This is a genomic window from Variovorax paradoxus (assembly GCF_022009635.1).
GTDB lineage: Bacteria > Pseudomonadota > Gammaproteobacteria > Burkholderiales > Burkholderiaceae_C > Variovorax.
In genome coordinates this window covers 3,265,495-3,287,852 of the sequence record NZ_CP091716.1, presented here as the reverse complement: position 1 = coordinate 3,287,852, position 22,358 = coordinate 3,265,495, and the positions used below count along the sequence as shown (strand labels likewise).

19 protein-coding genes are annotated in these 22,358 nt (G+C 69.2%); 6 read left to right on the top strand and 13 right to left on the bottom strand.

The genetic code is table 11. From position 1 onward, the window contains the following. Positions 1-32: 32 nt before the first annotated feature. The 3 genes from L3V85_RS15215 to imuA are packed head-to-tail and all read right to left on the bottom strand — an operon-like array spanning position 33 to position 5,509. Positions 33-3,386 carry an error-prone DNA polymerase gene (locus tag L3V85_RS15215; protein WP_237679963.1) on the bottom strand — a complete coding sequence of 1,118 codons (3,354 nt, stop codon included), beginning with the start codon at positions 3,384-3,386 and terminating at the stop codon, positions 33-35. Next, a complete protein-coding gene (locus L3V85_RS15210; RefSeq protein WP_237679962.1) occupies positions 3,379-4,734 on the bottom strand; it encodes a Y-family DNA polymerase in 1,356 nt (451 codons plus the stop codon). The genes L3V85_RS15215 and L3V85_RS15210 overlap by 8 nt, the downstream gene beginning before the upstream one ends. Beyond that, positions 4,703-5,509, bottom strand: coding sequence for a translesion DNA synthesis-associated protein ImuA (gene imuA, locus L3V85_RS15205; RefSeq protein WP_237679961.1), 807 nt, complete (start codon positions 5,507-5,509; stop codon positions 4,703-4,705). Before imuA ends, L3V85_RS15210 begins: the two co-directional genes overlap by 32 nt. A gap of 174 nt (positions 5,510-5,683) precedes the next feature. On the opposite strand from imuA, the gene L3V85_RS15200 reads away from it, so the two are divergent. Both L3V85_RS15200 and L3V85_RS15195 read left to right on the top strand, forming a co-directional pair. Then, entirely contained in the window at positions 5,684-6,523 is an 840-nt protein-coding gene (locus tag L3V85_RS15200) for a CmcJ/NvfI family oxidoreductase (protein ID WP_237679960.1), read from the top strand. Beyond that, complete coding sequence (locus tag L3V85_RS15195; RefSeq protein ID WP_237679959.1) at positions 6,520-7,125, top strand: 2-hydroxychromene-2-carboxylate isomerase; 606 nt, start codon at positions 6,520-6,522, stop codon at positions 7,123-7,125. The genes L3V85_RS15200 and L3V85_RS15195 overlap by 4 nt, the downstream gene beginning before the upstream one ends. On the opposite strand, the gene L3V85_RS15190 is transcribed toward L3V85_RS15195, so the two are convergent. Beyond that, positions 7,114-8,028: a LysR substrate-binding domain-containing protein gene (locus tag L3V85_RS15190; protein ID WP_237680568.1), complete on the bottom strand. Its 915-nt coding sequence runs from the start codon at positions 8,026-8,028 to the stop codon at positions 7,114-7,116. The two genes, L3V85_RS15195 and L3V85_RS15190, sit on opposite strands and share 12 nt — an antisense overlap. A gap of 90 nt (positions 8,029-8,118) precedes the next feature. Here L3V85_RS15190 and L3V85_RS15185 point away from each other — a divergent pair, with 90 nt between their 5' ends. Then, positions 8,119-9,060, top strand: coding sequence for an aldo/keto reductase (locus L3V85_RS15185; protein ID WP_414080219.1), 942 nt, complete (start codon positions 8,119-8,121; stop codon positions 9,058-9,060). Here L3V85_RS15185 and L3V85_RS15180 read toward each other — a convergent pair. From L3V85_RS15180 to L3V85_RS15150, 7 genes are all read right to left on the bottom strand, one after another. Beyond that, on the bottom strand, positions 9,047-10,009 hold the full coding sequence (locus L3V85_RS15180; protein ID WP_237679958.1) for a Bug family tripartite tricarboxylate transporter substrate binding protein: 963 nt from the start codon (positions 10,007-10,009) through the stop codon (positions 9,047-9,049). The two genes, L3V85_RS15185 and L3V85_RS15180, sit on opposite strands and share 14 nt — an antisense overlap. A gap of 14 nt (positions 10,010-10,023) precedes the next feature. Continuing rightward, the gene (locus tag L3V85_RS15175; protein WP_237679957.1) at positions 10,024-11,151 is read right to left on the bottom strand and encodes a porin; all 1,128 of its coding nucleotides are present in this window, start codon (positions 11,149-11,151) and stop codon (positions 10,024-10,026) included. Positions 11,152-11,273: 122 nt separating this feature from the next. Then, a complete protein-coding gene (locus L3V85_RS15170; protein ID WP_237679956.1) occupies positions 11,274-12,974 on the bottom strand; it encodes a dihydroxy-acid dehydratase in 1,701 nt (566 codons plus the stop codon). Then, a complete protein-coding gene (locus L3V85_RS15165; protein ID WP_237679955.1) occupies positions 12,971-13,423 on the bottom strand; it encodes an aconitase X swivel domain-containing protein in 453 nt (150 codons plus the stop codon). Before L3V85_RS15165 ends, L3V85_RS15170 begins: the two co-directional genes overlap by 4 nt. After that, entirely contained in the window at positions 13,420-14,715 is a 1,296-nt protein-coding gene (locus L3V85_RS15160; protein ID WP_237679954.1) for an aconitase X, read from the bottom strand. Before L3V85_RS15160 ends, L3V85_RS15165 begins: the two co-directional genes overlap by 4 nt. Before the next feature lie 56 nt (positions 14,716-14,771). Continuing rightward, complete coding sequence (locus L3V85_RS15155) at positions 14,772-15,614, bottom strand: IclR family transcriptional regulator (RefSeq protein ID WP_237679953.1); 843 nt, start codon at positions 15,612-15,614, stop codon at positions 14,772-14,774. Between the two features lie 82 nt (positions 15,615-15,696). Then, on the bottom strand, positions 15,697-17,148 hold the full coding sequence (locus L3V85_RS15150) for an FAD-dependent oxidoreductase (protein WP_237679952.1): 1,452 nt from the start codon (positions 17,146-17,148) through the stop codon (positions 15,697-15,699). A 155-nt stretch (positions 17,149-17,303) separates the two neighbouring features. Between L3V85_RS15150 and L3V85_RS15145 the strand changes: the two genes are divergently transcribed. Further along, positions 17,304-18,299 (top strand): Bug family tripartite tricarboxylate transporter substrate binding protein, encoded by a 996-nt coding sequence (locus L3V85_RS15145; protein WP_237679951.1) that lies wholly within the window; start codon positions 17,304-17,306, stop codon positions 18,297-18,299. Continuing rightward, on the top strand, positions 18,296-19,312 hold the full coding sequence (locus L3V85_RS15140) for a Bug family tripartite tricarboxylate transporter substrate binding protein (RefSeq protein ID WP_237679950.1): 1,017 nt from the start codon (positions 18,296-18,298) through the stop codon (positions 19,310-19,312). The genes L3V85_RS15145 and L3V85_RS15140 overlap by 4 nt, the downstream gene beginning before the upstream one ends. A gap of 18 nt (positions 19,313-19,330) precedes the next feature. Here L3V85_RS15140 and L3V85_RS15135 read toward each other — a convergent pair whose 3' ends face one another. After that, positions 19,331-20,182, bottom strand: coding sequence for an alpha/beta fold hydrolase (locus tag L3V85_RS15135; RefSeq protein WP_237679949.1), 852 nt, complete (start codon positions 20,180-20,182; stop codon positions 19,331-19,333). Positions 20,183-20,190: 8 nt separating this feature from the next. Then, a complete protein-coding gene (locus L3V85_RS15130; RefSeq protein WP_237679948.1) occupies positions 20,191-20,763 on the bottom strand; it encodes a cytochrome b in 573 nt (190 codons plus the stop codon). Between the two features lie 137 nt (positions 20,764-20,900). On the opposite strand from L3V85_RS15130, the gene L3V85_RS15125 reads away from it, so the two are divergent. Further along, positions 20,901-22,358, top strand: a complete 1,458-nt coding sequence (locus tag L3V85_RS15125) for a glycosyltransferase family 2 protein (protein ID WP_237679947.1) — start codon at positions 20,901-20,903, stop codon at positions 22,356-22,358.

The window sequence follows — 22,358 nt, the reverse complement described above, 5'->3', positions numbered from 1 at the left end:
TGGAACGATCGGTTGCATCAATCGATGCTCCTTCAGTGGAAGTCGCGGCTGGTGTTGCTCTGCGCGAGCCGGCCCATGAGCGGCGTCAGGTCCTTGAAGCCGGTGGCCACCAGGTGCTGCACCTTGCCGCCGGTCTCGTCGTCGCGCTGCCACGTGCCCTGCACCGCCAGCAGATGCGACTTGAGCAGCGGCTCGCGCCAGGCCTCGATGACATGGCTCCAGACGATCACGTTGACGTTGCCGGTCTCGTCCTCCAGCGTGACGAAGATGGTGCCGTTGGCCGTCTGCGGCCGTTGCCGGCCCTTGACGATGCCGCAGGCGCGCGCGGTCTGGCCGTTGGGCACCGAACGCAGCTCGGCCGCGCTCATGAGCTTCATGCGCGCCAGGCGTGGGCGCAGCAGCGCGAGCGGATGGCGGCGCAGCGTGAGCCTGAGCGATGCGTAGTCGCCGACGATCTCCTCGCCTTCGGAGGCGGCCGGCAGCAGCAGCGCCTGTTCGTTGATGGGCACGCCCCTCAGCAGGGCCGGCGCCCGGCGTTGCGCCGTGGCGTCCCACACCTGCTGGCGGCGGTGGCCGGAAAGGGACATCAGCGCATCGGCCGCGGCCAGCGCGGCCATGTCCTTGCCTTCGAGTTCGGCGCGCAGGGCGAGGTCTTCGGTGCTCGTGAAGGGTGCCGCGGCGCGGGCCTTCAGCAGGCGCTCGACGCCGCCCGCGCTGAAGCCGGCAATGCGGTTCAGGCCCAGGCGCACGGCAGGCTGGTTCTCGTTGCCGAGGCGGTCGGCATAGCGTTCGTCGATGCCGGAAGGACGCGGCGCATCGGGCTCCCGCGCTTCGAGCGTGGTGTCGAAGTCGCTTCTCGTCACATCGACAGGACGCACCTCGACACCATGGCGGCGCGCGTCCTGCACGAGTTGCGACGGGCTGTAGAAGCCCATCGGCTGGGAATCGAGCAGTGCGGCGAGGAAGCAGGCGGGCTCGTAGTTCTTGAGCCAGCTGCTCACCGTGACCAGCAGCGCGAAGCTGGCGGCGTGGCTTTCGGGGAAGCCGTAGTCGCCGAAGCCCATGACCTGCTTGAAGATGGCTTCGGCGAAGCTGGCCTTGTAGCCGTTGAGAGTCATGCCGTTCACGAGCTTGTCGTGGAACTTGCCGAGGCCGCCCTTGCGCTTCCAAGCGGCCATGGCGCGGCGCAGTTGGTCGGCCTCGTCGGCCGTGAACTTGGCCGCGATCATGGCGATCTGCATCACCTGTTCCTGGAAGATCGGGATGCCCAGCGTGCGCTCCAGCGCCTCGCGCAGTTCCTCTTTCTCGTAGTGGATCGGCAAGCCCTTGCGCACCCGCTCCCGCTGCTTGAGATATGGATGCACCATGCCCCCCTGTATGGGCCCCGGCCGCACGATGGCAACCTCTATCACCAGGTCTTCATAGGTGCGTGGCTTCAGCCGCGGCAGCATCGACATCTGCGCCCGGCTCTCGATCTGGAACACGCCGATGGTGTCGGCGTCGCAGATCATGTCGAACACCTTCTGGTCGTCGTTGGGAATCTGGTGCATCTCGATCGTCGAGCCGCGCCAGCGGTTCATGTGCTCGAGCCCCCGGCGAATGGCGCTGAGCATGCCGAGCGCGAGCACGTCGACCTTGAGCATGCCCATGGCCTCGAGGTCGTCCTTCTCCCACTGGATGACGGAGCGGTCTTTCATCGACGCCTTCTCCACCGGCACCAGCCGCGTGAGCCTGGTGTGCGTGAGCACGAAGCCGCCCACGTGCTGGCTCAGGTGGCGCGGGAAGCCCTTGAGCTTCTGCGTCATTTCGATCCAGTGCACGAGCTTGAGCTCGTCCTCCACCACGCCGACGCGCGCCTGCGCCTGCCGCAGTTGCTCGCCGAGCACGGTGTCGTCGAACCAGTAGTGGTCTTTCGCGAATTCGTCGATCAGCCGCTCGTCGATGCCGATGGCCTTGCCCACGTCGCGCAATGCGCTGCGCGAGCGGTAGCAGATGACGACGGCGGCAATGGCGGCGCGATGCCGTCCGTATTTCGCGTAGATGTACTGGATGACTTCTTCACGCCGCTGGTGCTCGAAGTCGACGTCGATGTCGGGCGGTTCATGGCGCTCCCGGCTCAGGAAGCGCTCGAACAGCAGATGCCCTTTCGTCGGATCGATCGCCGTGATGCCGAGGCAAAAGCAGACAGCGGAGTTGGCCGATGAGCCGCGTCCCTGGCAAAGGATCTTCTGCGACCTGGCGAAGCTGACGATGTTCTCCACGGTGAGGAAGAACATCTCGTATTTCAGATCGATGATGATGTCCAGTTCTTTCTGGACCTGTGCACGCACCTTGTCGGGAATGCCTTCGGGATAGCGACCTCGCGCCCCCTCCCACGTCTTGCGCACCAGCGTCTGCGCAGGCGTCTCATCGCTGCCCAGGGTTTCCAGCGGGTACTTGTAGTTCTCCCGGATCACCTCCGGATCGAAGTTGCATCGCCCCGCCACCGCCAGCGTGTTCTCCAGCATCCGCCGCAGATGAATCTCCGCCAGTCGCATGCGCGGCCGCAGGTGCCGCTGCGCATTCGACTGCAGCGCGAAGCCGCACTCAGCCACCGTCTTGCCCTCGCGCACCGCAGTCAACACGTCGTGCAACGGCTTGCACGAGCGCGCATGCATATGCACGTCGCCGGCCGCCACCAGCGGCACGCCGGCTTGCTCGCCCACCTCCATCAGCGTGACCAGCCAGAGGTCGTCGTCGAGTTCGTTGAAAAGCTCCACCGCCAGCCAGAGGTTCTCGCCGTACAGCGCCCTGGCGGCCAACAGGTCTTCATGCAGCGTGGCCTTGTCCATTGCCCCGCCTGGGTTGCGGTTCGGCACGAACAGGATCTGGCAGTGCTGCAGCGATGCCACGTCGCTCTCTTCCCAGCCCACGCGGTATTCGCCCTTGGGCAGTTCGGTGTTGCGCGCGGCGGTGATGAACTCGCACAGGTTGCCCCAGCCTTCGGTGTCGTTGGCAATCACCACGAGCCTGAAGCGCTCGAACTGGAACTCGCTGCCGAACAGCAGGCGGAAAGTGGGGTTGCGCGGGATCTTCGGCTCGTCGGGATGCTCGCGTTCGTATTCGTCGAGCTTGTGTTCCATGCCGCGCAGGCACACATGCGCCCGCACGATGCCCGCCACCGAGCATTCGTCGGTGATGGCCAGTGCCTTGTAGCCGAGCTGATAGGCCCGCTCCACCATCTCCTCGGGCGTCGATGCACCACGCTGGAAGCTGAAGTTGGTCAGGCAATGCAGCTCCGCATAGTCGGGCAGCGTGAGCGCAGGCGGCCGGCGCAGCGGCACCGGCAGCGCATGCACCTTGGCAGGCTGGCGCCTGCTTTCCTGCTTGCCGCTCAGCTCAGGCATAGAACCCCTGCAGATACCAGCGCACCTCGCCCGAAGAAAAGAGCGCCGCGGGCCGCTCGCGGAATATCCACACGAGACCGGCCTCGGGGCTTTCCGCGACGTAGTAGTCGCGCATCGCGGGCTGGCCGCCTTCTTCCTTGTCGCCCCACCAACCCGTCTCGACGCGCTGCGGCCCGACCAGCCTGTTCAGCGTGCCGCGATAGCAGGGGCGCTCGCCGTCCATCTCGAGCCGCAGCGGCTCGGGCAGCAGCCACGGCGGGTAGATGGCATCGGGCTGCGACGCATTGGCCTGCGCCTGCCTGCGCGCCTTGTCGGGCGGGGTCTTGTCCTTGTGCAGCGCGGGCCGCCACGCCTGCTTGCGCTCCGGCCGGTGGTCGGCCTGCGCCGAGGGCACCAGCACCTGCGACGGACCGAGCCGCACGCTGAGCCGCTCGACCATCTCGTGCAGCTTGTCGCCCTTGCGGTTGTCCTCGGGCAGGAAGCTGGTGCTGGCGCCGGCCCATGGGTCGGTCTCCAGCGTGCGCAGCCGCAGCCAGCTCGCGGGCGCCGAGAGCGTGGTGAGCGCGAGTTTTTCGGACATCAGCCGGCGCAGGTGCGCCATGTCCTGCGTGGGCTCGGCCGTGCGCACGGTGACCTGCTGACAGGGCGGCAGGTTCACGCCGTTGAAGCGCTTGAGGTCGAGCGTCCATTGCAGCTCGAGCGCGCGCGCGCCGCGCTGTCGGGCGCGCAGCCAGAGCTGCAGCGACGCCAGCAGCCGGTTGGCCGACCACATGAGTTCGGGCGCGGTTTCGGCCAGCGCGGGCAGTTCGAGCTTCTGCTCGAACACGTCGGGCAGCGTGAGCCAGGCATGGCTTTCGGGGCACAGGCCCCAGGCGGCATCGAGCGCATCGCGCAACTGGGCGCCGAAGCGCCGCGTGAGGCCGCCGCGCGGCAGCGCCGCCACGTCGCCCCAGGTGCGGCAGCCGAGCCGCGCGAGCAGGTCGAGGTGGGCGCGCGCAGCGCTCAGGGTGTCCAGGGGCAGGCCGGCGGGCATGTCTTTCGGCCGCTTCTCCTCGCGCGCGAAAAGCCGCAGCCGCGCCAGCGCGATCAGGCTGGTGGCGCCCTGCGTGCCCAGCATGCGCGCGTCGGGCACGGGGTTGTCGGCCAGCAGCAGGCGCATCAGCGAAAGCCGGCCGCCCCAGAGGCGCTCGCAGGCCGAGACCTCGAGCATCAGCGCTTCGTCCTGCCAGGCGACGTGGGGCGTGTAGCGCAGCGCCCACCAGCCCAGGGCCTCGGGCGTGGGCAGGCTCAGGGCGTCGCCGGGCGTGGCGGCGTCGTCAAGTAGCCACCGCAAGGCGATCCAGTGCACTGGGGCCTCCTTTCCACGCGTCGATGCGCACCACCTTGGCGGACGCGGCCGTATCGCCCGCCTCCACGGTCCCTTGCTGCTGCGCCCGCAGCTTGCGGCGCAGCCGGGCGGCGGCCAGCAGCGCGGCCATGCGCTCATTGCGCGCGGGCAGCATGACCGGCGCGGCCAGCGGCGGCCCGCGACGCTTGAGGATGTGCAGCGCGATCCGCGAAGCATCGGCCTCGCAGCGCTCGGCGCGAATGCGCAGCCGCGCGGGCGATGCCGACAACGCGACCGACCCGGGCCGGCACACGAAAAGCAGCAGCTCGTGCTGCGCGGCGGCCAGTTGCAGCCGCCGAAGTTCGGCCACCCGCGCCTGCGGCAGCCACGCGACCACGGCCGCCACGTCGGCGCAGCGCAGCGCCTGCTCGCAGGCCCACAACCGTGCGGCCGGCGCCTCGCTGCGCACCCACATCAGCGCTTCCACCGGCAACCCCTGCGCCGCGAGCGACGGCCCGCAGGGCTCGTAAGGCGGGCCGACCAGCACCACCGGCCCGCCGCGCGCCTGCACCGCCTGTGCCAGCGCGGGCAGCAGCAGCCGCCAGACATGGGCTTCGGGCGCGGCCTGCAGCAGCTCCGTCATCGCGCCGACCGGCCACCCGCCGCCCGGCAACTCCGCGTCGAGCGCGTCGTGGCCGGTGGCGACGACCTGCGCGTCGGCCAGGCCGAGTTCGTCGGCATGCCAGACGCCACGGCCCGCGGCAGCGGAAAAGGAGTCGAGGAAAGGAAGGCCCATGGTGAAGACTGTTAACTGTATTTTTATACAGTATTAGGCAGGCCGCGACAAAAAAGCTGTTTTTCTTCGTCACCGGGAATTTCATATTCCTGTTGCTCATGCGAAGGCGCCCAGAAGTCGTTTGAGCGGCGCCCGCCGCCTGGCTCCAATGGAGTCGTACCAAGGAGCCATCGAATGACCACCCCGAACACCACCGTCACCGCCGGCCTGAACTACCTCCAGCCGTCCGCCCTGCGCCCCGTCAGCTACGCCTTCCAGCCGCCGCCCGACACGCCCTGGGAAAGCGGCAACTACGAGCTGCGCCCCATGCCCATCGCCGATGCACGCGCGGCCGCCACGCCACCCGACATCGAGCGCGAGGGTTTCGTGCTGCGCGACGCGCCCACGGCCGTGCGCGACTTCCTCGACGACGCGGAGGTCACGGCCGTCTACCACCGCGAAGCGGCCGAGCTGGCGCTGGCCGTCACCGGCGGCACGCGCGCCCATGTCTTCGACCACCTGGTGCGCAGGCGCGAAGCCGACCGCGCCGCCTTGAGCTTCGGCCGCCGCGCGGCCGACGGACGCGCCGCCGCCAACGGCCGCATCCACAACGACTACACCGAGGAGTCCGGCCGCCGCCGGTTGGCCCTGGTGCTGCCCGACCCCGAAGAGGCCGCGGCCGTGCGGCGCTATTGCATCGTCAACATCTGGCGCTCGATCAGGGGGCCGGTGCTCGACACGCCGCTGGCCGTGTGCGATGCCCGTTCGGTGATGGCCCGGGACCTGGTCGGCGCCGAAGTGCGCTATCCGCGCCGCACCGGCGAGATCTACCTGGCAACGCATTCGCCCTCGCACCGCTGGTCGTACTTCTCGGCGATGGACCGGCACGAGGCGCTGGTGTTCAAGCAATACGACTCGCAGCTCAGCGGCGTCTCGCGCTACACGCCGCACGCCGCCTTCGACCATCCCGAAGCCCCCGCCGACGCGCCGCTGCGCGAAAGCATCGAGGCCCGCTGCCTGGTGGTGTTCGAATGAACGCGCTCGACGTCTGGTTCGACTTCGGCAGCAACTACAGCTACCTCAGCGTGATGCGCGTGGAGCAGGAGGCGGCCGCGCACGGCATCGGCATCCGCTGGCAGCCCTTCCTGCTGGGGCCGATCTTCCGCTCCTTCGGCTGGGAGACATCGCCCTTCGTGCTGCAGAAGGAAAAAGGCGACTACACGTGGAAAGACATGGCCCGCCAGTGCCGCAAATACGGCCTGCCGTGGCAACAACCGACGCGCTTTCCGCGCCCGGCCGTGCTGCCGCTGCGCATCGCGCTGGCGGGCGCCACGCAGCCGTGGATGGGCGAATTCTGCCGCCGCACGATGACGATGAACTTCGCCGAAGACCGCGACATCGATTCGCCCGAGGCCATGCGCGACCTGCTCGCCGCGCTCGGCCTGCCGGCGCACCGCATCCTCGAAGAAGCGCTGTCCGACGCCAACAAGCTGCGGCTGCGCAGGCAGACCGAGACGGCCGCCGAGAAAGGCATCTTCGGCGCGCCGACCTTCTTTGCCGGCAACGAGATGTTCTGGGGCAACGACCGGCTCGACGAGGCGATCGCGCATTGCAAGGCGATGCCCTCAGTGCCCTGAGGACTGCCGCGCCTCGTCCATCAGCCAGGCGGCCACGTGGCGCACGTCTTCGCGCGGCGCCTCGTCGGCATGGATCAGCCAGTAGGCATGGCCCGAGGGCTGCGCCGGCGCGGGTGCTTCCACGCGCGCCAGCCGCCCGTCGTCGAGCAGCGGCTGGATCAGCTCCAGCCGCCCCAGCGCCACGCCCTGGCCGGCCAGAGCGGCCTGGATGAGCTGGTCGTACTGGTTGAAGTGCAGCATGGCCTGTGGTCGGGCATCGGCCCAGCCCACCGCCGCGAGCCAGTCGTTCCACTGCAGCCACGGGTGCTGCGGATCGTCGAAGGCCAGCAGGCAAAGCCCCGACAGCGCCCGCGCCGACGCCAGCGACGCCAGCCCGAGCGACGGGTGCGCCACCGGCGCCACGGTTTCCCCGAAGAGCCGCACAGCGCCGGCCGGCGCAAGCGCGGGCGTGGTGTAGCGAATGGCCAGGTCGATGCCGTCGTTGCGCATGTCCGCCAGCCGGTTGTTGGAAGACACGCGCACGTCGACGCCCGGATGCAGCTTCTGCACCCTGCCCAGCCGCGGCAGCAGCCACAGCCCCGTCATGCCGATGCTCGCGCTCAGCGTCACGGGGCGCTGCTCGCCCGACTGGCGGATGCCGCCCATCACGTCCTGCAGTTGCTGCACCGCGCCGTCGGCGCTGCGAAAGAGCCGCTCGCCCTCGGCCGTGAAGGCGATCGAGCGGTGGCCGCGCACCAGCAGCTTCACGCCGAGCAGCGTTTCCAGCGCATGGACCTGCTTGCTCACCGCCGACTGCGTGAGGCACAGGTCTTGCGCCGCGAGCGAGATGCTCATGCGCCGGCCCACCGCCACGAAGCCCCGCACCAGGTCCAGTGAAGGCATGCGAAGCAGCGAGAGTGGCATTCCCATGATGAATGTGAGGCGGCGAAAAGCCGGATTGGAGCACAGGCCGGAATGTTGCGCGCGACGCCTTCGGCCGGATACTGGCCGCAGATGCCGCCCTTGCCCTCGAAGGATTTCCACCTCACCCGCGCCGAGCTGCTGCGCCTGGGCGCAGCGCTGTGCGCCGGCGCCGCGCTCCCCGCCTTCGCGCAACGACCGCCCATGCCCGCCATGAACACCCGTCCCATTCCCTCCACCCGAGAAGCCCTGCCCGTGATCGGCTGCGGCACCTGGATCGGCTTCGACCAGCGGCCGGGCACGGCGGAATACAAGCGCCTGCCCGGCGTGCTCGACGCGCTGTTCGCGGCCGGTGGCACGGTGATCGACAGCTCGCCGATGTATGGCCGCTCCGAGGAAACCACCGGCGAACTGCTGGCCGCCTCTGGCCGGCACGACAAGGCCTTCCTCGCCACCAAGGTCTGGACTTCCGGCCGCGAGGCCGGCATCGCGCAGATGGAGCAGTCGTTCGCGCGGCTGCGCACCCGCCGCATGGACCTGATGCAGGTGCACAACCTCGTCGACTGGCGCACCCATCTGGCCACGCTGCGCGGCTGGAAAGACAAGGACCGCGTGCGCTACATCGGCATCACGCACTACACCGCCTCGGCCTATGGCGAGGTCGAGGCCGTGCTGAAGGCCGAGAAGCTCGACTTCCTGCAGATCAACTATTCGCTCGACGCGCGCGAGGCGGAGCAGCGCCTGCTGCCGCTGGCGGCCGAGCGCGGCGTGGCGGTGATCGTCAACCTGCCCTTCGGCGGCGGCGGACTGCTGCGTCGACTGCGCGACAAGCCGCTGCCGCCGTGGGCCGGCGAGATCGGCTGCACCAGCTGGGCGCAGGTGCTGCTGAAGTTCGTGCTGAGCCACCCCGCGGTGACATGCGTGATCCCCGGCACCAGCCGCGCCGAGCACATGGCCGACAACGCGGCGGCCGGCACCGGCAGCTTCCCCGACGCGGCCTTCTGGCGGCGCGAGGCCGACGCTATTCGAACTTGACGTTGTGCTCCCGCACCGTGGCGCCGAAGGCGTCGTACTGCGTGCGGAAGAACTCGGCGAACTTCGCGGGGCTCATGCCGTAGCCCTCGAAGCCCTGCTGCACCAGCTGGGCATGCACCTCGGGCCGCTTGAGCGTGTTCTGCAACTCCTGCGAGAGCCGGTCGGTGATGGCCTGCGGCAACCCCGGCGGACCGAAGAAGCCGGCCCACGGCGTGATGGTGAGCTTGCCCAGCCCCAGCTCGCCGCCGGTGGGCACGTCGGGCAGCAGGCCGCTGCGCTGGGGCAGCAGCGTCACCAGCGCGCGGATGCGCCCTTCCTTCACGAAGCCCGGCGCCAGCGTGCCGGTGGTGAACATCATGTGGATCTGCCCGCCCAGCAGGTCGGTCATGGCCTGCATGTCGCCCTTGTAGCGCGCGTTGACCACCTTGCGCTCGCCCAGCAGCTGCAGCATTGCCAGTTCCGAGGCGCTGTTGCTCGAAGCCGAATTGAGCGCACCGGGCTTCGAGGCCACCAGCGCCAGCAGCTCGTTCACGCTCTTCACAGGCAGGCCGGACGGCACCACCAGGAACATCGAGAACTGCCCGGCCGAGCTGATCGGCGTGAAGGCCTTGAACGGGTCGTAGGGCGGCGTCGGCCGCAGCGTGGGCGCCGCCACCATCGCGGTGTTGGTGCCCATCAGCAGCGTGTAGCCGTCGGGCTTGGCCGACGAGGTGGCCTGCGCCGCGAGCACGCCGTCGGCGCCGGGGCGGTTCTCCACGATCACCTGCTGGCCGAGCTGCTTGGCCAGCCCCTCCGCGATGATGCGCGTGAGCGAATCGGCGCCGCCGCCCGCGGCAAAGCCGACGATCAGCTTCAGCGGCTTGTTCGGATACGCATCGGCGCTCCAGGCCGCCGCGCCGGGCAGCGCCGTGGCGGCCAGGGCCGCGAGAGTCAGGGTTCTGCGTCGCATGAGGTGCCTCCGCTTCAGAAGAGATGGCGCACGCCGAACTCCCAGCCCGTCGAGCGCTGGCCGGCCGCCGGCGCCACGCCGCCGCTGACCACGTAGCGCGCCTGCCCGCTGTTCATCAGCCGCGCATAGGTGCCGTAGAGCGCGGTGCGCTTCGAGAGGTTGTGCACGTAGCCGATGCCGAACTGCCGGGCGTCGTCGCGGTTGCGCGGCATGCCGTCGGCGTTGCGCACGCTGTCGTCGCTGCGGTCGTCCAGGTAGGCGTAGCTGATGCGGATGCGGCCGACCTCGAAGGCCGGGATGTGCGCGCCGATCTCGGCCGTGTTCTTGCGCACCGTGCCCGCCACGATATTCACGCGCACCGTGTTGTAGAGCGCGAAGAACTTCGCGAAGCCCGCGTCCCACGAGGCGCCGATGTTGGCGTGCGTGTAGTTGCCGATGGTGGCCGTGGAATTGAAATGCGAGCGCGTGATGGCCGCCGCGATGTCGAACGCACCCGAGGCGAAGCCCAGGCGCGCGCCGGCGAAGTTGCCGTCGTCGCGATTCAGCGCGGTGGAGTCGTTCTCGCCGGTGCCCACCATCGCCATGCCGTAGAGGCCGCCCAGCTTGGGCGGCAGCCAGTAGCTCACGGTGTTGCTGCCGGTGATGGTGGTGGGCAGCGGCCCGGTGCCCACCGTCGCGAAGGTGAGGTTGCCCGCGCGCGCCACGCCGTTGGCGTTGAAGGGGTCGAAGTAGATGCTGTTGTAGTGCGTGGGAATGAAGTCGTGGCCCAGCCGCAGCTCGCCCAGCGTGTCCGACGAGATGCTCACGAAAGACATGCGGTCGAAGGTGATCGGCCCCGCCGTGCCCGCGCCGCTGGTCTGGTTGTTGCTGTTGCTCGGCCGGCCGGTGCCGAGGTCGGGGTTCAGGCTGCCTTCGAGCCAGAAGCCCGCGCGCAGGCCGCCGCCCAGGTCTTCGGTGCCGCGAAAGCCGATGCGGCTGGTGGAAAGGCCGCCGTTCGACAGCGCCTTCACCGAGCCGTTGCCGTCACCCTTCGTGTACTGGATGCCCAGGTCCATCACGCCGAACATCGTGACGCTCGATTGCGCGTGCGCCGCGCCCGCGCCGGCCAGCCCCAGCGCCGAGCACATCAAAAATCTCTTCATGGTTTCTTGTCTCCTGCTTCTTTTCTTGGTTGAAAAACTCGGAACGAACGCGACGCGCGCAGGGCTGCGCCACCGGCTGCGAACAGGAGTCCGCACCGGTTGGCGAAAGCCGGAAAAAAGGGCTAGCCCGGGGGCCGGGGTCGTTCGGTGCGCACGAGCACGGCGCCCTTCGAGAGCGGCCCCACGTTGCGCCGGTACTGCTGCAGCCAGCCGGTGTCATGCACCGGCGGCGGCGCCTGCCAGTCGGCGCGGCGGGCCTGGAGTTCGGCGTCGGTCAGCGCGATGTCGAGGCGGCGCGCGTCGAGGTCGATGGTGATGCTGTCGCCGTCGCGCACCAGCGCGAGCGGGCCGCCCAGCGCGGCTTCGGGCGACACCTCGGCCACCACGAGCCCCTTGCAGACCAGGCCCGAGAGATGCCCGTCGGTCAGCAGCGCCACCTGGTCGCCCAGCCCGGCCCCGTCGATGGCGAAGACGATGCGCGACGCGCCGCCGCCCATGGCCGGCCCGCCGCAGGCGCCGGCGCCGCGCATCACGACCACCTGACCGGGCACGATCTCGCCCTTCTTCAGCGCGGCGATGGCCGCGTCTGAAGTCCAGAAGCACACGGCCGGGCCGGTGAAGCGGCGCACCTTGCGCTCGACGATGCCGGTCTTGATGAGGCCCGACTCCGGCGCGAGGTTGCCACGCAGCAGCACGATGGCCGGCAGCGGCGCGACCGGGCGGCCGATGGGGCGGATCACTTCGGCATCTGCCACGTCGATGTTGCGCAGGTTGTCTGCCACGGTGGCGCCGGTGACCGTGAGCGCGTTGGTGTCCAGCAGCGGCTCGAGCTGCTTCATCAGCGCGCGGCAACCGCCCGCCGCCTCGAAGGCTTCGATGGAATCGCTTCCGATGGGCCGCACGCCGGCCAGCACGGGCGTCGTGGGGCCGAGGCTTTCGAAGAGGCCGTACACGTCGACGCCGCACTCCCCTTCGGTGGCGACCGCCTGCAGGTGCTTGGCGGTGTTGAGCGAGCCACCGATGGACAGCACCGCGCGCACCGCATTGACGAAGGCGCCGTGCGTGAGGACGTCGCGCGGCTTCAGGTCGTCCAGCACCATTTGCACGATGCGCGTGCCGGCCGCGCGCACGTCGGCCATCATCTTCGGGCTGAGCGCGGCCACCGGCGCGCTGCCCGGCAGGGCCAGGCCGAGCGCTTCGCACACGATGTGCATCGAATTGGCCGTGCCCAGGCCCGAGCACACGCCGGGGCCGCGGATGGCTTCGCGGCTCATGCCGACCAGTTCCTCCACCGGCAGGTTGCCGGTGACGGCATGCATCGCGCCGATGAACACCTCTTCGATGTCCATGTGGTGGCCCTTGTACTCGCCGCTGGGCTGGTAGCCGCAGGGCACCAGCAGCGTCGGGATGTTGAGCCGCGCCGCCGCCATCAGTTGCCCCGGCACCGTCTTGTCGCACGAAGTGAGGCACACCATGCCGTCGAGCTGCGCGCCTTCGACGGCCACCTCGATGTCGTTGGTGACCAGGTCGCGCGCGGCCAGCATGTAGGCGCCGCGCGCGCCCGCGCCGGTGATGAAGTCGCTGGGCGCTGCCGTTCGGATCTCGAAGGGCACGCCGCCCGCCGCGCGGATGGCGGCCTTCACTTCCACCGCCACGCGGTCGAGGTGGCTGAAGCATGCCGCCAGCTCCGACGAGCTGTTGACGATGGCGATCTTGGGCTTCTCGCAGTCCTCCTCGGGAATGCCGAGCGCGCGCCAATGCGCATTGCGCACCGACCACAGGTAGGAGCCGCGCGGGAAGTTGCTGCGCAAGGGTCTGGTCATGCGGCACCTCCGGCCTTTTTCTTCGTGATCTCGATCACGCCGCGGTCAGCATCCACGCGCACCCAGTCGCCGGTTTCGATGCATTCGAGCGGGTCGCGCTCGAAGTCGGTCATCGAGGGCGCGTGCGTGACCACGGCGCCCAGCGCCATCTTGGTCGTCATCTCGTTGAACAGGAACGCGGCCGGCGCCGAGTTCATGAGCCGCGTCATGTGGAACATGGCCGACCAGCCCGAGGAGCCCTTGGCCCCTGGAAACACCAGCACCTTGCCCGCGAAGCTCTGGCCGCGCAGCTCGTGCCGCGTCTCGATGACAGTGCCGGTGCGCGGGTCGATGCCGCCCCAGCCGGAGATGCGGTCGCGCGTGACCAGCGCCTCGCCTTCGGCCACGCCGCCCACCACCTTGCGGCCGCGGATGACGATGGTTCGTTCGGTCATGACTTCGGTGCTCATGCGTAGCCTCCGTTCCAGCGGCCGGTGCAGGCGGCGTCGATGCATTCGGCGGTGCTGCCGAACCAGGCCTGCACGCCGAGGATGGCGGGCAGGTAGTGGGCCTGCTTGGCCGAGTCGAGCGCCACGGTCTTCGTGCCCTTGGGCACGGCGCGGCTCATGGCGGAGCAGCTGTCGCTCATGATGATGCCGCCCGCGTCCTCGATGATCTTCGTGTAGCCGTTGCGGTCGGCCAGCGACTTGATGGCGCGCGGCGTGAAGATCCACAGCTCGCAATCGGGGTGCACCTTGCGCCCCTCGATGAGCTGCGCGGCCTCCCAGATCTGCTCGATGGTGTAGTGCGGGCAACCCAGCATCACGTACTGCACCTCGGCGTCCTTGCCGGTGGTGTTGATCTTCTCGTAGGTGGCGCGGCGCTCGGCCTCGCCGTAGCGCAGCACCTCCACCGGCGCCCTGTTGCCGAGCGCCTGTTCCAGCGTCAACGCTTCGGGCGTGACACCGGCGATGTGATACATCTCCACGCCGCCCGAGGACGATGCAGCCGCGCCGAAGTGCTTGAGCCGCGGCAGGTTCGGCACCCGCGAGATGCCGCGCCGGCTGTGCACCACCGGCACGCGCTCCTGCACATGCTCGCCGATGAAATAGCCCAGCAGGCCCCAGTCCTGCACCGATTCGACCTCGATGTCGAGTTCGACCACGTGCGTGGCGCGGCGGTTTTCGTCGAGGTGATAGCCCCAGTACGGAATGCGGCCGGTGAGCATGGCGGCGCCGGTGCTCTCGCGGCCTTCGGTGTTGGTGCGCGCGCCCAGCACCGAATTGCAATACACCACGGCCGACGACTCCATCCACGCGCAGTGCTCGCCGCGCGTCGGGATGTTGCCGACCTGGTAGGGCGTGCAGGTGTTCATGATCTGCGCGCCCAGGCCGGCCGCGTGGCGTTCGCTCCGGTTGTAGAACTGCACGATCTCCTCGCTCACGCCCATGCGCTCGGGCTGGCCGGGGTCGAAGCCCAACTGCAGGTGGCTGGTGAAGACCTTGAACTTCGGAATCTCGACGGTCTCCTGGCTGTCGAGGCTGAATTCGGAGAACACCGCGTCCATGCCGCCGCCCTTGGCGAGCGCGAAGTCGCGCTGGAAGGGCGTGGTCGAAGTGATGGTGGCGCAGACGTTGCGCGTTTCCACCAGCCGCTCGGCGCCCAGGGCTTCGCCGTAGCGCATCAGCAGGTCCATCGCCTTCTGCACGGCCGGGCCGTCGCGCCCGTCGTACATGGCTTTTTCTTCATCGCTCAGGTGCATGGCCTGTTGTCTCCGTTCTTCTGTCGTCTCAGGGGAATGAAACCCCGGCCGGGTTGCTAACCCGGCGAGGGCGTGGGTACGTGGCCGCCGATGTCGCGCGCGATGCTCAGCGCGATGTCGTGCAGGCGCGGCGCGAGTTCGTTGCGCAGCCGGTCTTCTGTGAACACGAAGGCGGCGCCGCCGCCGTTGAGCGCCATCACTTCGCCGTCGGGCCCGACGAGGGGCACCGACACCGAGTTGATCTCGCGGTGGAACTCGCCGAGCGACAGGCAGTAGCCCAACCGCTTCGACTCGCCGATGGCGCGGTTCATGTTGGGCGCGATGCTGTCCCACTCGGGGCCGCGCAGCAGGCGCATCGAATCGACCAGCTGGTTGCGCTGCGCCTCGGGCAGCGCCGAGAGGTAGGCCCGGCCCAGCGCCGAGTTGGCCAGCGGGGCGCGTGAGCCGACGTCCAGCCGCGCCGAAAGCATCGACGAGCGCGGGCGGCAGGCTTCGATCAGCACCATTTCCATGCCGTCACGGATCGCGAGATAGACCGAGGCACCGACCTCTTCGGCCATCGCCTGCATGCTCGGCCGCGCGGCGGCCCGCACGTCGAGGCTGCCGAGGAACACGCGCGACAGCGACACCACGCCCGGCCCGAGCATGAAGCGGTCGGGCGCCTGCGCCGCCTTGAGCATGCCCAGCGACAGCAGCGTGGCCACCAGCCGGTTGACGGTGGGGCGCGGAATGCCGGTGATGCGCGCCAGATCGGCATGGCCCAGCACCGGGCGCTCTTCGCTGAAGCAGCGCAGCACCGAGATGCCGCGCTCCAGCGCGCTCACCGTGTCGGAACGCTCGCCGCGCGCATCGGCCGGCTCGGCCGCGGAAAAGGAGGTGTCGTTTTTTTCAGTGGACATGGAGGAACCCTTCACAAGACTCTCTGGACGCTCCAATGTAGAGGGTCGCGAAGAGCGCGCGTCCGAGTTCATGGCCGGCGGCTCAGGCACCGGCCTCGGCCGCGGCGGGCGACGCCGCGCCCTGCCCCACCGCTGCGCGCAGGTACACGCCCTGCTCCAGCAGGCCGGACTGCAGCGCGCCCACGTCGACGAAGCGCGGCGCGATGCCGCCGCGCGATGCCAGTGCCGCCGCCACGCCCGCGGCCTGCCCGGTGATCCAGCACTGCGGAATCTCGCGCATGAAGCCGTGCGAATTGCGGTCGCAGGAAATATGGCGCCCGCAGGCCAGCAGGCCGTCTAGCTTTTGCGGCACCAGCGCGCCGTAGGGAATGGAGATGTTCGGGAACTTGGGCGAAACGGCGGGCGACACGCCGATCTCGTCCGCCAGCGGCACGCCGTCGGGCCACTGGCTGCGCAGCACCGAGCCCACGCCGACGAGACGCCGCGCGTGGCGCACGCCGATCTGCGGCGCGCTCAACATCAGGTAGGCGTTCTCGAAGCCGGGCGCATGGGCGCGGAAGTAGTCCAGGTGCGCGGCCATGGCGCGGTGCGAGCGCACTTCCACGGCGGTGAGGTCGTCCACGTCGAGCGCGGAATAGCCCGACTGGCGCGGCCCCATGAAAAGAGCCACGTCGTTGCGCCACGAGACGAAGGGCCGCTCGAACAGGCCGCACTGCGCGCGCCCGCCCGCCATGAAGGCGGTGAAGGCCTCGGGCTGGCCGGCCTTGAACTCGATCCAGCGGTTCATGTCCACGCCGCCGAACAGCCAGGAGGTGTTCATGCAGTGGTGCACGTCGGCTTCCTCGATGTCGTTCACGTAGTCGGCACCGGCGCGGGCGAACAGGTCGCCGTCTCCCGTGGCGTCGACCACCACGTCGGCCATGATGGCCATGCGGCCTTCCTTGCTCTCGAACACCACGCCCTTGACGGCGCCGTCCTGCACGATGGGAATGGCGGCCCACGAGTGATAGATGAGCTTGACCTTGCGCTCCAGCACGATCTCCTGCGAGAGCAGCTTGAGCCTCTCGGGGTCGATGGTGGGCGACCAGGTGACGACGCCGTGATAGGCGGCGGTGCGCTGCGACCAGTGCGCGGCCTTGGCCGCGTCCTGCGAGCCCCAGTCCTCGCGCACCGGGCCGGCGATGGCCTCGGCCGGCAGGCGGTCGAACAGCTCTTCGGCGAAGCCGCGGATCACCAGCTTGCCTTCCCAGTCGGTCATGCGGTCGATCCAGATGACGAGGCCGCCGGTGGAAAGGCCGCCCAGGTGGTTGTAGCGCTCCAGCAGCGCGACGTCGGCGCCCGCGCGGGCTGCCGCTGCGGCTGCCGCGGTGCCCGACGGCCCGCCGCCCACCACCAGCACACCGCAGCGGTGATAGACGGGAATGCGCTTGCCGGGCTCGGCCCAGCTGCCGTGGTCAGGCCGCTTGACGCGGCTGTCGCGGTCGAAGATGTCGGAGGACAGGATGCGCTCGTCGGTACGGACGACAGTTTTCATGGATGCGGTCTCGGCTTGGCTTATTTCGTCGTATTTTGATTTCACTTTCCATTTTGTCAAAACAAAAAGAGTGATATTCAGGGTATTCCCTGGAAGATATGGATTTTTATGGATTTCAAGATCAATATAAAAGAAACATTCCAACGGAGACATTGATGAAGAAACTTCGGGGCACACGCCGTGCCTTCAGCTCGACCCTTGGCGCCGCGGCCTTGCTTGGCCTGGCGTCACTGGCCGTGGCGCAAGACTTTCCGGCGCGCGGCAAGCCGATACGCATCGTGGTCGGCTTCACCGCCGGGGGCGGCACCGACGGGCAGGCGCGCATCGTGGCGCAGAAGCTCGGCGAGGTGCTGGGCACCAGCGTGATCGTCGACAACAAGCCCGGTGCCAGCACCATGCTCGCGGCCAACGAGGTGTCGCGCGCCCTGCCCGACGGCTACACGCTGCTGTACGCGCCCTCGTCCACCATGGCGCAGAACCCGCACACCTTCAACCAGGTGCCCTACGACCCGTTCAAGGACTTCACCGCCATCTCGATGGGCGGGCGCGGGCCGCTGGTGCTGTCGCTGAGCACCAGCGTGCCGGTGAACAGCGTGAAGGAACTGGTCGCCTACGTGAAGGCCCATCCGGGCAAGGTGAGCTATGCCTCCTTCGGCGCCGGCACCTCGTCGCACATCTACGGCGAGGCCTTCGTGAAGAAGACCGGCATCGACGCGGTGCACATCCCCTACAAGGGCGGCTCCGACGCTGCGAAAGACCTGATCGGCGGGCGCGTGCAGTACATGTTCGACTCGGCCTCGTCGGCCGTCATCACCTCGGCCACGGGCAAGGTGAAGATCCTCGCGGTGGCCGCCAGTGCGCGCATTTCTGCGCTGCCCGACGTGCCCACCTTCGCCGAGCAAGGCTACGCCGGGCTCGACCTGCCGAGCTGGCTGGGCTTCTACGGGCCGGCGCGCATGCCGGCGCCGGTGGTCGCCAAGCTCAACACCGCGCTCGCCAAGGTGCTGGCGATGCCGCAGGTGCAGGAGTTCTATCGAAGCGGCGGCTACGAGGCCGGCGCCACCACGCCCGAGGAGTTCGCCGGCATCACGCGCGCGACCTACGACCGCTGGGGAACGATGGTGCAGCAGGTCGGGCTGGCCAAGCAATGAGCGCCGTGCAGACCATGCCGGGCCGCCGCCGCTTCAATGCCACGCTCGCGGCCGGCGCCCTCGGCGCGGCCCTGGCACCGCTGGGCGCCAGCGCCGCCGGGCCTTTTCCGGAGAAGGGGCGCCCCATCCGCATCGTGCTGGGCCTGGCGGCCGGCGGCGCGTCGGACACGCAGGCGCGCTTCGTCGCGCTGAGGCTGGCCGAGGTGCTGCAGACGCCGGTGATCGTGGAGAACCGGCCGGGCGCGAGCTTCATCCTGGCGACGGAAGAAGTGATCCGCTCCGCGCCCGACGGCTACACCTTCATGTACGCGCCCTCCTCCGTGGTGGCGCAGAACCCGCAGACGCTGGCGCAGGTGCGCTACGACCCGTTCAAGGACCTGACGCCCATCTCGCTCGGCGCGCGCGGCCCGCTGGTGCTGACCGTGCATGCGAGCGTGCCGGCGCGCACGGTGCGGGAGCTGGTGGCGTACATCAAGGCCAATCCGGGCAAGATGAGCTATGCCTCCTTCGGCACCGGCACCTCGTCGCACATCTACGGCGAGGCCTTCGCGCGGCAGGCCGGGCTGGACGTGGTGCACGTGCCGTACAAGGGCGGCGCCGATGCAGCGAAAGACTTTCTCGCGGGCCGCGTTCAGTACTACTTCGACGCCGCGCCCAACGCCATCCAGAACACCGCCACGGGCAAGGTACGCATGCTGGCGGTGGCAGCGCCGAAGCGCAGCCCGATGCTGCCCGACGTGCCCACCATGACCGAACAAGGCGTGAGCGGCGTCGACATGCCGAGCTGGCTCGGCTTCTACGGCCCGGCGCGCATGCCGGCGCCAGTGGTCGAGAAGCTCAACGCGGCGCTCGCGCAGGTGCTGGCGATGCCGGCCACGCGCGACTTCTTCCGCCAGGGCGCCTACGAGGCCGAGTCGTCGAGCCCGCAACAACTGGCCGAGCTGACGCGCGCCACCTACGACCAGTGGGGCGACATCATCCGCAAGCTGGGGCTGGTGAAGCAGCAGCAGTGAAGCGCCGCGAGCGCCGCCTCAGTCGAAGAACGCCCGCAGCCGGGCGTTGACCTCGTCGGCGCGCTCGTACTGCGCCCAGTGCCCGGCGCCGTCGATCACCGTGCCCTCGCGCCCCGGGCCTTCGGCCACCAGCCGCGCCACCAGCGGGCGCGGGTCGGCGGTGACGTCGAACTCGCCCCACAGCAGCAGCGTGGGCACGCCCAGCGTGTCGATGGCCTGCTGCAGGCCGCCCGACAGCGACACCTCCTTGCTGCGAAAACGCGTGCCGTGGCAGGAGATGTCGTGGATCTCGAAGGCCAGCGCGTCGATGGCGGCCTTGTCATGCAGCATCAGCGCGGCCAGGTTGTGCAGCAGCGCGGCGCGCTCCTGCTCGCGGTCGGAGGCGGAGCGCCAGTTGATCATCTGCACCGTCATGCGCCGTAGCGTGCCGTGGCCGCCGCTGCCCACCAGCGCCAGCCGCCGGATGGCGCCGCGCCGCACCGCGAAGCGCGCGGCCGTGAGCCCGCCGAAGGAAAAACCGCCCAGGTCGATGGGCGTGCCCGCGCCGATCAGTTGGTCGAGCGTGCCGCCGAGCGCGTCGAGCAGGGGCGGCAGGGAGTCTTGCCCGGGCGCCACGCGCGGCGGCGCGTCGGATTCGTTGAAGCCCGGCATGTCGGGCAGCCACAGCGTGCGGCCGGCCGACAACGCCTCGGCGTTGCGCAGCCAGTGCATCCAGCTGCCGTGACCGCCGTGCAGCAGCACCAGCGGCGGCCGGGTGGTGTCGGTGCCGAAGCGGCGCCAGCGCACGCGCACGCCGCCGTGCACCGGGTCGTGGCGGGTCGAGAGCGCATCGACGCGCGCGATGGCGGCGCGCGCTTCTTCTTCGTTCATGCCGCCGCTCATCCGCGTGCTCCCGGCCACATGCGCTGCAGCTCGCGCTCGCCGTCCAGCAGCTGGTGCTTCAGTGCGCCCAGCACATGCAGCGCGAACATCACGTAAAGAACGTAGCCGGCCCAGGCGTGCACGCCACCCAGCACGGTGTGCCAGGTTTCCTTGACCGCGGGCTCGATGGCCATGATCCAGCCGATGCGCGGCCATTCGAACAGGCCGAAGAGGTACATGGGATGCGTGCCGGCGTCCTTCCAGGCCGAGTCGTGCATCCAGCCCGACAGCGGCAGCAGCACCATCAGCAGGTAAAGCACGCCGTGGGCCGCGTGCGCGGCAAGGCGCTCGAGCGCGCCGTAGGAGCCCGGCATGGCCGGCGGCTTGTGCGTCAGGCGCCACAAGATCCGCAGGATGACCAGCCCCAGCACCGTGATGCCGATCGACTTGTGGGTGTCGACCGCCGGGCGCACCCAGTCGTCCGGGTAGTGGTCGACCAGCAGGATCAGCGCGATGTTGATGGCCATGAGCAGCGCGACGAGCCAGTGCAAGGCCATCGCGGTTCGGGTGTAGCGGGTTTGTGGGAGCATGCGGGGAATTTTCAGGCGTGGGCCGAGTCTGTCTGTGGCTTTTGCGATTGTCCCGGTTCCACCCGGGCTTTTTGGAAACCGCTGCCCCAGTTCTTGCGTATGACCGTTCGTCGCCCTGGCATCCCTTGGCATCTCCCTTGAACAATTCCCTCCAATCCGCGTTCGTGGCCGCCTCGCCGCGCCTGTCTCCCCCCGCCACCCCGCTGCGAAGCTGGCTGATCCATGGCGGCGTGCTCGTGCTGTGGGGCCTGCTTTTCGCCATGGCTTTTCGCGTCGGCAACGTCGGCGCCTGGTCGGTGGGCGTGGCCTATGTGCTCTACGACACGGTGCTGCTGCTGTTCGTCGGGTGGATGACGCTGCCGATCCTGCGGCCCCGCCCCCCCTCCCAGTCGACCGGTACGCACCGCCGCACCACGCTGGGCGTGATCGTCGCCTCGCACAACGAGTGCGCCGTTCTACCCGTCACGCTGGCCGCCCTGCTCGGCCAGACCGACGTGCCCGACCGCATCGTGATCGCCGACGACGGCTCGAGCGACGGCACCGCCGAACTGCTCACCACCCGCTACGGCCTGGTCGCACCGGCATTGGGCGAACTGAGCGCCGCCAGCGCCACGCACCCCGCGCTCTACTGGCTGCGGCTGCCGCACGGCGGCAAGGCGGTGGCGCTGAACGCGGCCATCCTGTGCATCGACACCGACACCGTGCTCACGGTGGACGGCGACACGCTGCTCGACAGCAAGGCCATCGCCGCAGTGCGCCGGGCTTTCTCCGACGAACCGAACCTCGTGGCTGCCACCGGCGTCATCACGCCGGTGTGCAGCCGCACGCTGGCGGGGCGCTGCTTCCAGTGGTTCCAGACATACGAATACATCCGCAACTTCCTGTCGCGCTATGCGTGGATGCGCGTCAACGGGCTGCTGCTGATTTCGGGCGCCTTCGCCGGCTTTCGCACCGATGCGGTGCGCGCCGTGGGCGGCTTCGACACCGACTGCCTGGTCGAAGACTACGAACTCATCCACCGCCTGCACCGCCACGCCCAGGCGCACGGCCTGCCCTGGACCGTGCGCGTGCTCGGCGACGCACAAGCCCACACCGACGCGCCCAGCAGCACCGGCGCCTTCCTGCGCCAGCGCCGCCGCTGGTTCGGCGGTTTCCTGCAGACGCAGTATTGGTATCGCGCCATGGTCGGCGACCGGCGCTACGGCTGGCTCGGCATCGCGATGCTGCCGGTGAAGGCCATCGACACCCTGCAACCGCTCTACGGCCTGGCCGCCTTCGGCCTGCTGCTGATGTACCTGGTGCGCGGCAACTTCGGCGTGCTGGCGCCGGTGGCCGGCGTGATCGGCGCGAAGATCGTGCTCGACCTGCTCTTCCACCTGTGGTCGGTGTTCCTGTATCGGCGCTGGATTGGTCAGCAGAGCGAGGCCAACATGGCCCAGGCCTTCCTGGCCGCGCTGGTCGAGCCCTTCACCTTCCAGATCCTGCGGCACACGGGTGCGGCCTGGGGATGGTGGACGTTCCTCACAGGGCGCGGGACCTGGGGGCGGCAGACGCGCGTCGGGCTGGTGGATGCCGACGGCGTGCGCCGCAGTTGA

Excerpts from the sequence above, each read along its gene's own strand:
- L3V85_RS15155 (WP_237679953.1), bottom strand. The coding sequence starts at position 15,614 with ATGTCCACTGAAAAAAACGACACCTCCTTTTCCGCGGCCGAGCCGGCC.
- L3V85_RS15215 (WP_237679963.1), bottom strand. The coding sequence starts at position 3,386 with ATGCCTGAGCTGAGCGGCAAGCAGGAAAGCAGGCGCCAGCCTGCCAAG.
- L3V85_RS15130 (WP_237679948.1), bottom strand. The coding sequence starts at position 20,763 with ATGCTCCCACAAACCCGCTACACCCGAACCGCGATGGCCTTGCACTGG.
- L3V85_RS15195 (WP_237679959.1), top strand. The coding sequence starts at position 6,520 with ATGAACGCGCTCGACGTCTGGTTCGACTTCGGCAGCAACTACAGCTAC.
- L3V85_RS15170 (WP_237679956.1), bottom strand. The coding sequence starts at position 12,974 with ATGACCAGACCCTTGCGCAGCAACTTCCCGCGCGGCTCCTACCTGTGG.
- L3V85_RS15145 (WP_237679951.1), top strand. The coding sequence starts at position 17,304 with ATGAAGAAACTTCGGGGCACACGCCGTGCCTTCAGCTCGACCCTTGGC.
- L3V85_RS15140 (WP_237679950.1), top strand. The coding sequence starts at position 18,296 with ATGAGCGCCGTGCAGACCATGCCGGGCCGCCGCCGCTTCAATGCCACG.
- L3V85_RS15190 (WP_237680568.1), bottom strand. The coding sequence starts at position 8,028 with ATGCCACTCTCGCTGCTTCGCATGCCTTCACTGGACCTGGTGCGGGGC.
- L3V85_RS15175 (WP_237679957.1), bottom strand. The coding sequence starts at position 11,151 with ATGAAGAGATTTTTGATGTGCTCGGCGCTGGGGCTGGCCGGCGCGGGC.
- L3V85_RS15135 (WP_237679949.1), bottom strand. The coding sequence starts at position 20,182 with ATGAACGAAGAAGAAGCGCGCGCCGCCATCGCGCGCGTCGATGCGCTC.
- L3V85_RS15185 (WP_414080219.1), top strand. The coding sequence starts at position 8,119 with ATGCCGCCCTTGCCCTCGAAGGATTTCCACCTCACCCGCGCCGAGCTG.
- imuA (WP_237679961.1), bottom strand. The coding sequence starts at position 5,509 with ATGGGCCTTCCTTTCCTCGACTCCTTTTCCGCTGCCGCGGGCCGTGGC.
- L3V85_RS15165 (WP_237679955.1), bottom strand. The coding sequence starts at position 13,423 with ATGAGCACCGAAGTCATGACCGAACGAACCATCGTCATCCGCGGCCGC.
- L3V85_RS15160 (WP_237679954.1), bottom strand. The coding sequence starts at position 14,715 with ATGCACCTGAGCGATGAAGAAAAAGCCATGTACGACGGGCGCGACGGC.
- L3V85_RS15200 (WP_237679960.1), top strand. The coding sequence starts at position 5,684 with ATGACCACCCCGAACACCACCGTCACCGCCGGCCTGAACTACCTCCAG.
- L3V85_RS15150 (WP_237679952.1), bottom strand. The coding sequence starts at position 17,148 with ATGAAAACTGTCGTCCGTACCGACGAGCGCATCCTGTCCTCCGACATC.
- L3V85_RS15180 (WP_237679958.1), bottom strand. The coding sequence starts at position 10,009 with ATGCGACGCAGAACCCTGACTCTCGCGGCCCTGGCCGCCACGGCGCTG.